This window comes from Cesiribacter andamanensis AMV16, from assembly GCF_000348925.1.
GTDB classification, from domain to species: domain Bacteria; phylum Bacteroidota; class Bacteroidia; order Cytophagales; family Cyclobacteriaceae; genus Cesiribacter; species Cesiribacter andamanensis.
In genome coordinates this window covers 18,262-32,857 of record NZ_AODQ01000042.1, presented here as the reverse complement: position 1 = coordinate 32,857, position 14,596 = coordinate 18,262, and the positions used below count along the sequence as shown (strand labels likewise).

The window sequence follows — 14,596 nt, the reverse complement described above, 5'->3', positions numbered from 1 at the left end:
AAAAACCAGCAAATTGCTGGCCAAGGTAAAGATCAGTGGCGGTGGGCGCTGCAATGTGACCCATCACTGCTTTCAGCCCACGGCCCTGTCCGCTGCCTATCCCCGCGGACAAAAACTGCTCAAACAGCTCTTCCGGACCTTTGGGGCTCAGGATACCGTAGCGTGGTTTGCCGCCAGGGGGGTGCAGCTGCATACCGAGGCCGATGGGCGCATGTTCCCCCTCAGCAATTCTTCCCAGACCATCATTAGCTGTTTTCTGAATGAAGCCCAGCGCCTGGGCATCCACATCCTGACCGGCAAAGGGGTGCAGGGCCTGGAGCGCCTGCCCGATGGACGCTACCGGCTTAAGCTGGAGCAGGAGGAGATACTGGCCGACCGCGTGCTGATCACTACTGGCGGAGCACCAAAAGAGGAAGCGTATCGCTGGCTGGAAGCGCTGGGGCACAGCATCGAAAAACCTGTGCCCAGCTTGTTTACCTTCAATATTCCCGATAAGGCCCTGCACCAATTGGCTGGAATTGCGGTGCCCCAGGCCTCGGTACGCATCGAAACCACTAAGCTGGTGTACGAGGGCCCGCTGCTCATCACCCATTGGGGATTAAGCGGGCCGGCCATTTTAAAGCTTTCTGCCTTTGGTGCCCGCTGGATCCAGCAGCAGAACTATCACTTCGCCATTCAGCTACGGTGGGTAACCGTGGCGGAAGAAGAAGCCCTGCGCCAGCAGCTGCAGCGCTACGGACTGGCCAACCCCAAGCAAAAAGTGCATAAATACCCCCTGTTTGACCTGCCTAGCCGTCTGTGGGTGCATCTGTGCCAAAAAGCAGGAATTGGCGAGGAGGAGCGCTGGCTGGAGCTTGGCAAGAAATCCCTGAATCGACTGCTGGAAGTGCTTTACCGGGACCGTCATACGGTGGCGGGCAAAACAACCTTCAAGGAAGAATTTGTGACCTGCGGTGGCATACGCCTGAGCAGCATTAACCCCCAGACCATGGAAAGCCGTGTACTGCCGGGGGTGTTTTTTGCAGGAGAGGTGCTGGACATTGATGGTATTACTGGGGGCTTTAATTTTCAGGCCGCCTGGACTACCGCCTGGATTGCCGGCAGCCATGTATAGAAAAAGCCTCCGCTGCGGGCACAGGGGAGGCTTTTGGAAATGGGATTGAATCTGATTTATTTTTTTCTGAATCGATCGGCAACGGTAAGTTCCTTGCTGCCCTGGCTCCAGCTGTAAAATCCAACTGCCGCTCTTGGTGCCCAGGTGTCCGGCTGTAACCATATTTACCAGCAGGGGGCAGGGGGCATATTTTGGATTGCCAAACCCCTCCTGCAGCACCTTCAGGATGGACAGGCAAACATCCAGTCCGATAAAGTCGGCCAGCTGCAGAGGTCCCATGGGGTGCGCCATGCCCAGCTTCATGACGGTGTCAATTTCTTCTACACCGGCTACCCCCTCATACAGGCTGTAAATGGCCTCGTTGATCATGGGCATCAGAATGCGGTTGGCCACAAAGCCTGGATAATCGTTCACTTCTACCGGCACTTTGTCCAGCTGGCGGGAGAGGGTCATAATGGTCTCCGTAACGCTATCTGAGGTGGCATAGCCCCGTATTACTTCTACCAGCTTCATCACTGGCACCGGGTTCATAAAATGCATGCCAATCACCTGCTGCGGGCGTTTGGTCACCGCTGCTATGCGTGTAATGGAGATAGAGGAGGTATTGCTGGAAAGAATGGTATCGGCCGGGCAAAGTTCATCCAGCTTTCTAAAGATATCCAGCTTAATGGACTCCTGCTCAGTAGCCGCTTCAATCACCAGATCAGCCTTCTGAACGCCCATTTTCAAGTCGGTATAGGTGCTGATATTGGCCAGGCTCTCTCTTTTGGCGTTTTCGTCCAGTAGCCCTTTGCTGATCTGCCGGTCCATGTTCTTGCCGATGGTTGCCAGTGCCCGGTCCAGGGCATCCTGCCGGATATCGACCAGTGAGACCCGGTACCCTTTCTGAGCAAACACATGAGCAATGCCATTGCCCATGGTACCGGAGCCTATTACGGTTATGTTCTTCATGAAAAAATAATTTTTAGTGATGGTTGAGCCAAAGTTATAAATCTTTCCCGTAGTAGCCAGCCTGCCCGCTGGCATTATGCGCCGGAGATGGGGCAGGTGAGCCCTGGTAGTTTGCCCAAGGGGGTGAAAATGTCCCGGGCTGTCCCCTTGCATTTTGCACGGTAAGGATAAACCTTTGTGCTGAAAATCTATTTACTTACATACACACCCAGCTGGTGAAATACGCATGCAATACGATGTAATAGTGATCGGGGCGGGACTTGCCGGCCTCACTGCTGCCCATGACCTGCACCGGGCAGGCAAGCGGGTAGTGGTACTGGAAGCCAGCGAGCGGGTTGGCGGGCGGGTAGCAACCGACAAGGTAGATGGCTATTTGCTGGACAGAGGTTTTCAGGTGTATCTGACGGCCTATCCTGATGCGCACAAATACCTGGACTATAAGAAACTGGACCTGAAGCATTTTGGGGCCGGTGCGGTGGTGCTGAAAGGAGGGAAGCAGTACCTGCTGGCAGACCCCCGGCGGCATCCCACCCAGCTTCTCTCCAGCCTGCTGGCCCCCGTGGGCAGTTTGTCCGACAAGATGAAAGTGCTGTGGTTAAATCAGCAGGTGGAAAACAAGCAGGTACACGAGCTGTTTGCCGGGCCCGAGCAAACTACCCGGCAGAAACTGCAAGAGCTGGGCTTTAGCGAGAAGATCATAGAGCGATTTTTCAGGCCTTTTTTTGGGGGAATTTTTCTGGAACGGGAGCTGGAGACCTCCAGCCGCATGTTCATGTTCGTTTTTAAAATGTTCAGCGAGGGCTGGGCAGCGCTGCCTGCAGAGGGGATGAAAGAGATCCCCAAGCAGCTGGCCAGAGCCATTCCGCCAGAAGTGATCCGCCTCAACCATCGCGTAAAATTCATACAAAAGGGGGTGGTAGGACTGGAGAATGGGCAGGAGCTTCATACCGATAAAATCCTACTTGCAACCGAAGCCTGCGGCATCGTGCATGATTACCTTCCCCAGGTAAAAGACAATTGCCAAAGCACCACCAATGTTTATTTCTGGGCTGACAAGTCGCCTGCCAAAGGCTGCTGGATCATGCTTAATGCAGACCCCAACCCTTTTGTAAATAACCTGGCCGTGCTTACCGAAGTAAGCCGCAAGTATGCCCCCCGCGGAAAGCATCTCATCTCCGTAAGCTGCAATGGGGCGCTTGAGCTTGACAAAGATACCATCATCAAGCAGATCCGGCAGGAAATGAAACCCTACTTTGGCGAAAAGGTACAGCATTGGCATTATCTTAAATCCTATAAAATCCGCTATGCCCTGCCCGACCAGCACCATGTGCAGCACCACATTGCTGCCAGTAGCCTGCGGGTAAAGGAGGGAATTTACATGTGCGGCGACCACCTGCTCAATGGCTCCATCAACGGCGCCATGCGCAGTGGCGCCAAAGCCGCTGCAGCCATTCTCCAGAACCTGGGGTAGCGCCTGCCCGGGATGGGAGTAGCCCAACTGCAAACATCTCAATTCATCAATACCGGTGTTTATTAGTAACATAGTAGTATGCGTAATACTCATTAACATGCATAATTGCTATGCATTGGCATTTATTATGAATCATCAACACATGGAATATAATACTACGCATGTTACTTAGGTTCTCCTCCAGTTCCTACACTAGCTGGTCGGTTCTCGCCTGACCCGATGCGCTACAGCATTTGCCTCCCTTTACCCTTCGGACTTGTATTACCTTACCGAGATAGGCTTCTCCAGTACAGCCCTGGACTAGGGGCTGCAGTACATAACAGCTATTATTTTTCAGGGGGTTGCCAGCGGCTCACTGATTCAGGATACTGCACTACATCCTAAAGGAGCATTTACTTAAATGTTGTAAGGTTAAATAAGTGCTTCTTGGTATAAGCTTTGGACTGGTTTTATAAGTAAAATACCTCTCCAGGTTGCAGAACGCTGAGCGATGCAGCAAGTTTATTTTCAGCCTCCAGTTGCCGGAGCCAGCGCAGAGGTTCACCCAGGGGCTCATCCGACAGGTCCAGCGTGCCGTAGTGCATGGGAATAAGTGTCTTGCTTTGAAGGTGATTTGCTGCCATAACCGCTTCTTCCGGATTCAGATGAGCCTGCTTCATGAGGTATTCGGGCTTGTAAGCGCCAATGGGCAACAGGCTTACATCTACCGGACCCATGATGTCGGCAATGTGCCGGAAGTGTTTGTGGTAGGCGGTGTCTCCTCCAAAGAAAATGCTAGAGGTGCCGTTTGAAATATGAAAACTACCCCACAGGATTTTGTTCAAATCAAACAACCCCCTTCGATGCCAGTGGACTGCCGGTAAAAACACAATTTTAAGCGATTTCTTAAGTGCATAGGGCTGGTACCAGCCAGCCTCCTGACATACGGGCGAGAAGGCTAATTTTTTCAGGAGCAGGGAGATCCGCAAAGGGCCCAGTACTTCAGCTGTAGGATTATGCTTCAGGAGTTTGCGTAGCGAGCGTGTATCATAATGATCCCGATGCGCATGGGAAATCAGGATATAGTCAATGGGCTGTAGCTGCGCTGGAGCTATGGGAAATGGAACTTTTCGTCCTATCAGAGGAAGACTGCCCACAAGGGGGTCGATCAGCAGCTGCACCCCTGACATCCGGATAAAAAAAGAAGCGTGTCCCAGCCAGATAAGAAAATCACCCGGCGTATCCGGCAGCCCGGGCAGAAACTGCGCCCTCAGTGCAAACCGGTCCTGCTTCTTTTCGTTCCGTTGAGGATTGGCAGAAAGCTTCCATTTCAGCACTGTTTTCAGCTCAGGCGCAGGATCCGGATAGGGGTAGTTGGTAAAGCGATCTCCTACTAAGCGGTTGCCATTGAAGTTGGTACGCACAAATGGCAGTATGGAATTATAAACATACTTGCCCATGGTTGCCTGGGTTAATCCGTTAAGCGATACTAGGTAAGTGGCAGTACAGCAGCCTGCGGTTATGCCTTAGGTGTAGAAGCATGCGCATCAAAAAATGTTTGGCTTGAACAGACACATTCCGGCTTGTAGCAAAACCCATAATTAATGTAAATAAACTTACGTGTACTTGTCATTATATTTTGAAATACAATAATTTAGTGCCAGTCATTTAAAGCATGGGATTAAGCTACTCAGCTATGTTCAAGCGTTTCCTCTCACTCACTTTTGTTGTTGTTTCTGCCACCATCTCGGGGGTCTATGCGCAGAAGGAGCAACGAACCGAGCTTCCCAAACAGATCAACTCCCCGCACAGTGAGTTGCGTCCGCTCATCAGCGGCGATGGAAATACGCTCTACTTTGGCCGGGAGCAGCACCCCGACAATGTACGGGGCCTGCGGGATCTGCAGGATGTCTATGTGGTGCAAAAGGAGGGCGACAGCTGGGGTACGCCCCGCAATCTGGGTGCTCCCATCAACAACAAATTTGTCAACAGCATCTTTTCGGTGAGCCCCGATGGACAGGAGCTGCTCATCGTTAATACCTACCGCGAGGTACAGGGTCCATTTGTGTACTTTCGCAAACTGGGCAATGCCTGGAGCGAACCCGAAGAAGTTGACATAGAAGGCTATTACAATGCCAGCGAATACGTAGACTTCTTTCAATCCTACCGGGAAAATGTACTCTTTATGGCCATCGCCCGCGATGATAGCCATGGAGAACAGGATATCTTTATCAGCTTTAGAAAAGCAGATGGCAACTGGAGCAAACCCAGAAACCTGGGCAAGACCATTAATACCAGTAAATCGGATTTTGCCCCTTTTCTGGCGTCTGATGGACAAACGCTCTTTTTTAGCAGCTACGGACACCAGGGCCGGGGGGGTGCTGATATCTATTATTCCTTCCGGCTGGATGATACCTGGACCAACTGGACCGAACCGGTAGCCTTAGAGGGGCACATTAACTCCAGCGGAGAAGAAACTTATTGCTCCATTACCGATGACATGAGCACCATTTACTTTGTTTCCTACCGGCCCGGATCCGATAAGCGCGATATCTATGCTGCCCCTATTTATCCCGATGTGCGTCAATACGCCCCCCAGATTGCCATTACCATGCCCGATCAGCAGATGAGAGAAGTGGATGTAACGGGCATAAAACTCCCCGGCATTCCGCAACAGGGCCAGCAACACACTTCCCCACAACAACCACCCAACAGCTCCGACGAGGCTGCCACAGCAGAGACAGCTGTCACAGTACCTGCAGACCGGCCCATACCTGCACGCAATGCACAGGGCTTGTATACGGTATTACCCCTGCGGGCTGTAGCGGCACAGGGCACTGATCAGCGCGAATACAAGATCCTGCGGAACATTTATTTTGATTTTAACCAGACTGTGCTGAAAAAGGGCGCCTATGAGGTGTACCTGCAGCAGGTCTATGACCTGATGGTGCAAAACCCCTCTGTTGTCATCAAGGTAGTAGGCCATGCCGACGAAACAGGCAGCCGCCAGGGCAACCTGCGCATCAGCCAGAAGCGGGCTCAGTCGGTACGCCAGTTCCTCATAGAGAAAGGCATTGCGGCAGAACGCCTGCAGCTCCACTACCTGGGCGAAGACGAACCCCTGGCAACGAATGACGACGACCGGGAAGGCCGGGAATTGAACAGACGAGTAGACTTCCGCATCCTGGTGCAGGAAGCTCCCTGATAAACGTTTTTGGTGTTAAGAGGATATACGCAAAAAGTCCGGGGCCTGTGGTTCCGGATTTTTTTATTAAAATAGTATTAAATCAGTGCAAGATCTGAGCCATTGTGGATAAAATTTGTTGCTGAAAGAAGAGGTTTAGGTAGCATTTTGCAACAAACTCATTTTGGGTTAGTTACCTATTTTTACCGGCACTGCTACATGAGCAGAAGGCCCGCGGAAATATGCGATTACAGGCCTGTTGGTGCTTGTAAGTTCCATATAAAATACAAAGATTGCATCAGGGTTCAGTACCCTTTCTCCTGACATGCACCAGGATCTTCCCCGATTTTACAATTAAGCCTTTATCCCAACGTTGACATCTGCACATAGCGTAGGCATGAGATTACCACTTGTTTTTGCATTCGTTTTACTTCTGTGTGCCGGCTCGCTACAGGCACAACATCCTGCTCTTCGTCCGCAGGGCCCATCTCAGTTTGAGAAGGGCCTGGAGCTGATGGAGAAACAGCAGTGGGCTGCAGCACGGCGCGCCTTTAGCCGCTTTCTGGAAACAGAGCAGCCCGAGGCAAACGATCTGCGCAGAGCAGAGGCTGCCTATTATATTGCCTATAGCGCCATCAATCTCTCCAATGATGATGCAGAGGCCCTCACCGAAAACTTCCTGCTGGAGTATCCCTATCATCCCAAGGCGCAGCTGGCTTATTATGAACTGGCCCGCTTTTACTACAGCAATAAAAATTACAACAGAGCAGCCACGTACTACGAGCGGGTAAACCCCGCCGCCCTCACACCCGCCCAGCGAGATGAAGTAGATTTTAACCTGGCCTATACGTACTTTAGTAATAAGGATTTCGATAAGGCCCTGGAGCGCTTCAACAAGCTAAAGCGCAGCAACAACCGCTACTCTTATGCCGCCAGCTATTATGCCGGCTATATTTATTTTACCAAAGGGGAGTATGATCAGGCTGCCTACGATCTTCAGCGGGCTGAGCAAAATGAAGCCTTTGCCGCTCAGGTGCCCCCGCTCATGGCCAATATCTATTACCGCCAGGGGCTGTATGATAAGCTCATCAGTTATGCCGAGCAAAAGGGAGGCAGCCGCAAGACGTCCGGATCTGAGCTGGAACTGCTAACGGCTGAGGCTTATTTCAAAAAAGAGGAGTATGCCAAGGCCGCTACCTACTTTAAGCAGTATGCCGGCTCCAAAAAGCTGGATGGTCCCCTGGCATACCGCCTGGGCTTTTCGCAGTATAAAAGCGGCCAGCCCAAAGAAGCCATCGAAAACTTTAAGGGGGTAGCCAATCAGCAGGATTCACTTGGCCAGTACGCAGCCTATTACCTGGGCCAGCTGTACCTGGACCAGAACAATGATCCCTTTGCCCAAACAGCCTTTCAGCGGGCATCCAGCCTGAACTTCGATCCCAAGATCAAGGAAGAAAGCCTTTTTAAACTGGCCAAACTGCAGTTTAAGCAGCAGAACTACGATGCCGCCGCCCTGGCGCTGCGCCAGTTCATTGAGCAGTATCCCAAAACGGGCTACCGCCAGGAAGCTACCGAGCTGCTGAGCGAAGCCCTGCTGAAAAACCAGAACTACGAGCAGGCCATTGCCTACATCGAGCAGCTGGAAAACAAAAACCCGCGCATCCGCAAAGCCTATCAGGAAGTAACCTTCCTGCATGGCGCCGAGCTGTTCAATACCGGCAAGTTCTTTAATGCTGTTCAGAACTTTGAAAAATCCCTGAAATTCCCCGAAGATCAGGAAACCACCGTCAAGGCCAACTTCTGGAGTGCCGAGGCCTATTCCATCGGGCAGAAATGGGATGAAAGCAAAAACTTTTATGCCGCTGTGTTTCGCCAGGCCTCTCCGGACTCCGACCTGCACCTGCGCAGCCGCTACGGAATTGGCTATGCCTATTATAATAGTAAGCAGTACGACCGCTCTCAGGTACACTTCAAGGAATTTGTAGACCGGGCCGGCGCCAAAAACCCTTTCTACCATGATGCGCTGCTTCGCCTGGGCGATAGCTACTATGCTACCAAGAATTACAATGCCGCCCTGGATGCTTACCAGCGCGCCCAGAAAGAAAATACCCCTGAGAAAGATTATGCACTTTTTCAAACAGGTCTTGTAAACGGCCTGCTGGATAAGAATGCAGAGGCCATGCAGGCCTGGAATACCCTCACCCGCGATTTTCCCAACAGCCAGTATGTAGATGATGCGCAGTTCAACAAGGCCGAGCTGCAGTTCAGCCAGGGACGCTACACGGAGGCACTTCAACTGTTCAACCAGTTTGTACAGCAGCATGCCAACAGCCCCTTTGTTCCCTATGCCTACAGAAGCATTGGCCTTTCGCACTACAACCTGAAAAATTACGAAGCCGCTGCGAATGCCTACATCCGCATTCTGGAAAACTACCCCTCACATACCATTGCCAATGGGGTACTAATGGGACTGCAGGAAGTTCTGAACCTGCAGGGCCGACCGGAAGAGTTTAACCGCTACCTGGCCCTGTACCGCAAAGCCAACCCGGCCGACCAGGCACTGGAGACAGTAGAGTTTGAATCGGCCAAGAACATGTACTTCTCCCAAAAGTATCCGCAGGCCATTGAACAGCTGCAGGCCTATCTGAAAACATACCCCAGCAGCTCCAATGCTCCGGAGGCCCGTTTTTACCTGGCCGAGGCCTTCTACAGATCTAACCGGACGCAGGAAGCCCTGGCCCAGTACCAGACCCTGGCCAAATCAGGTCCTGCCAATCTGCAAACCCGCTCCCTGGAGCGCCTGGCCGAGATCAGCTACCGCAGTGGCGATTACCTGACGGCCACTCGCAACTACCGCCGCCTGGAGCGCCTGGCCGGCAACCGCCGCCAGCAGATCGATGCCTGGGCAGGTCTGATGGACACCTACTACCGTCGCCAGCAGTATGATTCTACCATGTACTATGCCAACCAGCTCACCAACCAGAGCGGAGCGGCAGCTAATCTGATGAGCAAGGCACTGCTGCTGAAAGGCAAAGTAGCCCTGGCCCGTAAAAATTATTCAGAAGCAACTACCTTCCTGCGCCAGACGGTAGACCTGGCCAAAGATGAAAACGCCGCAGAGGCTTACTACCTGATTGCCTATGTGCAGCACCTGCAGGAACAGTATAAGGAATCGGTAGAAACCCTCTTTGGGTACAATGCCCAGTTTTCTGCCTTTAAATTCTGGCTGGGCAAATCGTTTATCCTCATTGCCGAGAACTACCTGAAAATGGGAGAGATCTTCCAGGCCAAGGAAACCCTTCGCTCCATCATCGAAAATGCTACAGAACCAGCCATTGTAGAGGAAGCGAAGAAACGCTTAAACGAAATTCAGCAGCAGGAGGCCACCCAGCAACAGCAACAAGCCCCTGCGAACAGCCAGTTGGACCAAAACTAACCGAAGCAAGCGGCCCATGAACTATACTTATGCAATGTTGGCGGCAGCGCTGTCACTTGGAGGTGCTGCCCATGCGCAGCAACAGCCCTGGAGAGAAGGAGAGATAGAAGCCGAACAGGTGGTGATTGTAAAAGAGCGGGAAAATGAACTTCCGCCTGCTACCCGCAGCTACCAGAAGATACCCCCTCAGCAACCCCGGCAAGATACCCGCACCGTTACCATTCGGCCTACGGAGCCCATGCTTTCGCTGCGGCCCCTGCAACCTACCGTTCGGGTACTGCGCATGCAGCAGGATCCGCCCGCTCCCTACTTTCAGCGCTATGTAAAAGCCGGCATCGGCAACTATGTAAGCCCGCTGCTGGAGGCGCATCTGAGCAGTCCGCGGCAGGCCGCTTTCCTGTACAACCTGCAGCTGCGCCATGAGTCTGCCGCCCGCGGGCCGGTAGGGGGTAGCCGCAGTGCCTGGGGTGAAAACAGCCTGCGTGCCGAAGGCTCACTGATCGGCAAAGCCGTTCGCTTTACCGGCGGAGGCTGGTACAGCCGCAACCGCTACCATTTTTACGGTTTTGATGATGAAGTGATAGAGCCGGGCCGCGAGGAAATCAAACAGATCTACAACCGTGCCGGTGTAAAAGCAGTATTTGAAAATGTATCGCAGGAGAAACTGGTACTGAACAGCAGCGTGTCTGTAAGCCGCACGGGTACTAGCCGCGATGCCGTAGAAAATAAGGCAGAGCTGGAGGGAAAGATTCAATACGCACTCAGCGATCTGCTGGGCCTGCACATACAGGGAAGCCTGCTCACCGGTAATTATGAAGATGTGACCAGCCGCAACCGCAGCCTGTTCCGTTTACTGCCCGGTTTCAGCACCCAGTTTGGGCCCCTGTCCATTACCGGTGGCTTTACCTTTGCCTGGGAAAATGATACCGTCTCCAATGCCGATAAGCTGCATTTCTTTCCGCGGGCTGAGGTAAGCGTAGCGCCCAGCCAGAATTTCCGGGCCTATACCGGTATTCGGGGCGATGTACTGCCGGTGACCTATGATTTTATCAGCCAGCAGAACCCCTTTCTGAATGATCGCATCCCGCTGCTGTTTACACAAAAAACACTGGAATTCTATGGTGGACTTACCGCCAGCCTGCCGGGTGGGTTTGGGGCTGCGGCCGGCTTTTCGGCTGCTAACCTTAAAAACATGCACTTTTTTGTGAATAGTGCACAGGATACTACACGCTTTGATGTGCTCTACGACCAGGGCAATACCGGCTATGTGAATGTATATGGACAGCTTAGCTTTGCCCGCAGTGAACGATTTGGCGTTCAGCTTCGTACCGATGTATTTAATTATTCTCCATCATCCCTGGCCGAGCCCTGGCACCTGCCTGCGCTAAAGGTAGAGGCAGACGTGCGCTATAACATTTACGACAAGATCTACCTGAATGCCGATGCCTACGTGCTCAGTGGCATTAAGGCCCGTACCATTGGTACCGAAAATGGTGTTACGGAACTAGACCCCATTATCAACCTGGGGCTGGGAGGCGAGTACCGCTTCTCTCCGCAGGCAACTGCTTTCCTGAATTTTCACAACCTGTTGGGCAAAGAGTTTGAACGTTTTCAGAATTACCCTTCCCGCAAGCTGCTGGTACGCCTGGGCGCTACCTATGCTTTTTAAGAAGGAAGCTGCTTGAAAACAAGGGGATGAAGCAGAAATTATGTGCGATTAATCCCTTAAAATTACGTGCTGTTGCCTTAACGTGCTGTTGTTAGTAAATTTGGAATTTACCAAGTAATACGCAATACTATGATTGATCAGGAAAAGCTGGATAATCAAGAGGAAACCATTACGTTCTCTACGCAGCAGGACGATGAGTATGGTTTGCCTGAAGCAGAGTTTAGCCCTATAGGAACCGAACCGGTACATGCTGAGCCAGAAGAACCCGTTCAGCCGATCCGCTCAAAAGTAAGCGAGCAGCCAAAACAAAGCCGCTCCACCTGGCCTGTATGGGTAGGGGTATTTGTACTGCTGGGCCTGGCTGGTTTCTTCCTTTATTTCTTTGTGTATGATCAGCAGGAAGCCCCTGTAACGCCCCCTGTTGTGCAAACGGTAACACCCCAGCCTGAGCCTGAGCCAATCATAGAAGAGCCTGCGCCGGTAGTGGAAGAGGAGTGGACCCCGGCCCAGCCTGCCGTTGGCCAGATCACCACAATATCGGGCCGCACCGGCCGTTATTACGTCATTGTGGGTAGCTTTATCGATAGCGATATGGCGGCCGATTATGCTGTAAAACTGTCTAAACAAGGCCACAACGTTACCATCATTGAACCAGTAGGCGATCGCAAATTCTACCGCCTGGGTGTAAAAGAAGGAGATACCTTCTCTCAGCTCAGCGAAGAACTGGATACCTACAAAAGCACCTTCGGACAAGATATCTGGGTAGTTAGGTACTAAAATCACATATGATCCTTTTGCAAATTTCAAACGTCGCCCCGGCCGATACCACCGGGGCGGCTGCGCAAGACGAGGCCGCAGTTTCTCTGCTCGACCTTCTTTTAAACGGTGGCTGGGCCATGATCCCCATTGCCATTTTATCGCTGATGGCGGTGTATATTTTTGTGGAGCGCATCCTTACCATACAGCGCGCTGCAAAAACACCCGACTCTTTTAGTGATAAGATCAAGCATCTGGTGCTCAATGGCGATATCAATGGGGCACGCCTGCTGTGCAACCAGTCCGATACGCCCGTAGCCCGCATGCTGGAAAAAGGCCTGAGCCGCATTGGCAGCCCCCTGAAGAACATTGAAGTGTCCATTGAGAACGTAGGCCGCATTGAAATTTACAGACTGGAGAAAAATCTCTCGCTGCTGGCAACCATTTCCGGCGCTGCTCCCATGATTGGCTTCCTGGGTACGGTAGCTGGTATGATCAAAGCCTTTATTGCCATTGCGCAGGAAGAAGGATCGGTGAGCCCCAAATTGCTATCGCAGGGAATCTACGAAGCCATGATCACCACGGCCGCCGGTCTGCTGGTGGGCATTATGGCCTACCTGATGTACAATTACCTGGTAGCCCAGGTGCAGAAGATCGTGCATAAGATGGAATACAACTCCATCGATTTCATAGACCTTTTACAGGAACCGAACTGATATGGCACTCCAATCCAAAAATAAAGTAGATCCGGCCTTCAGCATGTCGTCCATGACGGACATCATCTTTCTGCTGCTGATCTTCTTTATGCTTACCTCCTCCTTCATTACCCCCTCGGGTTTGAATGTGAGCCTGCCTTCGGCCAAAAAGTCGGAGATTGTGATGCAGAAGATCAGCGTTACCATTACCGAAGATCTGCAGTACTTTGTCAACAACCAGCCGGCCAGTCGCACCGATATTGAAAGCCTGCTGCGTACCGAGCTGGCGGCCAATGGAACGGAGACCGAGGGAGTTGTTGTTTTGCATGTAGACAAGGCAGTGCCCACCGAGCATTTTGTGGAAGTAGCCGGTATAGCGGCTTCGCTTAATGCCAAGGTGACCATTGCCACCACACCTGGAGACACAAAACGAAAATAAGCGTATTCGCATACGCACCTACTTATGGACCAACGGGAGAAAAAAATAAGAGCATAGGCGCAGCCGTTTCGGTAGGTTTACACCTGCTGGTGTTGCTGGCGTTCTTATTTATTATGGCCTGGAAAGCGCCCAATCCCCCGGCCCCCGAAATTGGTATTGAGCTAAACATTGGTACCGACCTGGCCGGATTTGGTGAGCAACAGCCCCAGACCCCTTCTCCAACACCCCAGCCGGTTGAAAATCAGGTAGCGGAACAACAGCAAACCCAAAGCCAGCCAGAACCGGTGCAGCAACCCGTGGTTACGCCTGATGTGGCCAAACCCGTTCCCAGCCAGGAGCCGGTAACCAAGGCCGTTACGCAGCCCGAGCCCAGCCCTGTAACCCAACAGGAGGAAGTAAAGCCCAAACCCAAGCCCCAGCAACAGGAGCAGGTTGTAGAAAAACCAAAAGAAACGGTAAAGCCAGCCCTCTTCCCCGGTGAAAAAAGCAAAGAGAGCAGCGCTACTCAGCAAACCTCTACCAGCCAGGGTGACCAGCCCAACAAGACTGGCGACCAGGGCGATGAAAAAGGAAAGGCCGATGCTCGTGCGCTTTATGGCGAACAGGGGGGTGGCAATAACGGTCCCCAACTGAGCATTGTTGGCTGGACATGGGACGCAGTACCCCGGGATCGGGATGCCTCCAGTGAAAATGGCCGCGTAGTGATCGATTTTATCATTGACGACAGGGGCTATGTGACCAATGCGACCATAGCTCAATCTACCGTAAGCCTTGGGGTAGCCCAGTTTTACAAACGCCAGGTCGAAAATCTTACCTTCTCTAAAACCTCTGCAGGCATAGCACCTTCACAGTCCAAGGGGTCGGTAACCTTTATCATTCAATCCCGCTAACACTTTTTTCTT

Annotated in this window: 10 protein-coding genes and 1 pseudogene; 9 read left to right on the top strand and 2 right to left on the bottom strand. The window is 52.2% G+C overall.

Annotated features, from left to right (window positions below):
- Positions 1-1,114: BaiN/RdsA family NAD(P)/FAD-dependent oxidoreductase (locus ADICEAN_RS09590; RefSeq protein WP_040396627.1), on the top strand; the 1,114-nt coding region annotated here is incomplete at its 5' end.
- A 56-nt stretch (positions 1,115-1,170) separates the two neighbouring features.
- Here ADICEAN_RS09590 and ADICEAN_RS21855 read toward each other — a convergent pair.
- Positions 1,171-2,065 (bottom strand): annotated as a pseudogene (locus tag ADICEAN_RS21855) (3-hydroxybutyryl-CoA dehydrogenase).
- Between the two features lie 226 nt (positions 2,066-2,291).
- Here ADICEAN_RS21855 and ADICEAN_RS09575 point away from each other — a divergent pair.
- Complete coding sequence (locus ADICEAN_RS09575; RefSeq protein ID WP_009195384.1) at positions 2,292-3,536, top strand: protoporphyrinogen/coproporphyrinogen oxidase; 1,245 nt, start codon at positions 2,292-2,294, stop codon at positions 3,534-3,536.
- A gap of 449 nt (positions 3,537-3,985) precedes the next feature.
- On the opposite strand, the gene ADICEAN_RS09570 is transcribed toward ADICEAN_RS09575, so the two are convergent.
- Positions 3,986-4,975 carry an MBL fold metallo-hydrolase gene (locus ADICEAN_RS09570; RefSeq protein WP_009195383.1) on the bottom strand — a complete coding sequence of 330 codons (990 nt, stop codon included), beginning with the start codon at positions 4,973-4,975 and terminating at the stop codon, positions 3,986-3,988.
- A 236-nt stretch (positions 4,976-5,211) separates the two neighbouring features.
- Between ADICEAN_RS09570 and ADICEAN_RS09565 the strand changes: the two genes are divergently transcribed.
- The 7 genes from ADICEAN_RS09565 to ADICEAN_RS09535 all read left to right on the top strand — a co-directional run bounded on the left by ADICEAN_RS09565 (position 5,212) and on the right by ADICEAN_RS09535 (position 14,584).
- Positions 5,212-6,720, top strand: a complete 1,509-nt coding sequence (locus tag ADICEAN_RS09565) for an OmpA family protein (protein ID WP_040396624.1) — start codon at positions 5,212-5,214, stop codon at positions 6,718-6,720.
- Positions 6,721-7,096: 376 nt separating this feature from the next.
- Positions 7,097-10,135: a tetratricopeptide repeat protein gene (locus ADICEAN_RS09560; protein WP_009195381.1), complete on the top strand. Its 3,039-nt coding sequence runs from the start codon at positions 7,097-7,099 to the stop codon at positions 10,133-10,135.
- A gap of 16 nt (positions 10,136-10,151) precedes the next feature.
- Positions 10,152-11,804, top strand: coding sequence for a TonB-dependent receptor (locus ADICEAN_RS09555; RefSeq protein ID WP_009195380.1), 1,653 nt, complete (start codon positions 10,152-10,154; stop codon positions 11,802-11,804).
- 129 nt (positions 11,805-11,933) lie between these two features.
- Positions 11,934-12,581 (top strand): SPOR domain-containing protein, encoded by a 648-nt coding sequence (locus ADICEAN_RS09550; RefSeq protein WP_009195379.1) that lies wholly within the window; start codon positions 11,934-11,936, stop codon positions 12,579-12,581.
- An 8-nt stretch (positions 12,582-12,589) separates the two neighbouring features.
- Entirely contained in the window at positions 12,590-13,276 is a 687-nt protein-coding gene (locus ADICEAN_RS09545) for a MotA/TolQ/ExbB proton channel family protein (protein ID WP_009195378.1), read from the top strand.
- 1 nt (position 13,277) lies between these two features.
- A complete protein-coding gene (locus tag ADICEAN_RS09540) occupies positions 13,278-13,694 on the top strand; it encodes an ExbD/TolR family protein (RefSeq protein WP_009195377.1) in 417 nt (138 codons plus the stop codon).
- A gap of 113 nt (positions 13,695-13,807) precedes the next feature.
- Positions 13,808-14,584, top strand: a complete 777-nt coding sequence (locus ADICEAN_RS09535) for a hypothetical protein (RefSeq protein WP_009195376.1) — start codon at positions 13,808-13,810, stop codon at positions 14,582-14,584.
- Positions 14,585-14,596: the final 12 nt, after the last annotated feature.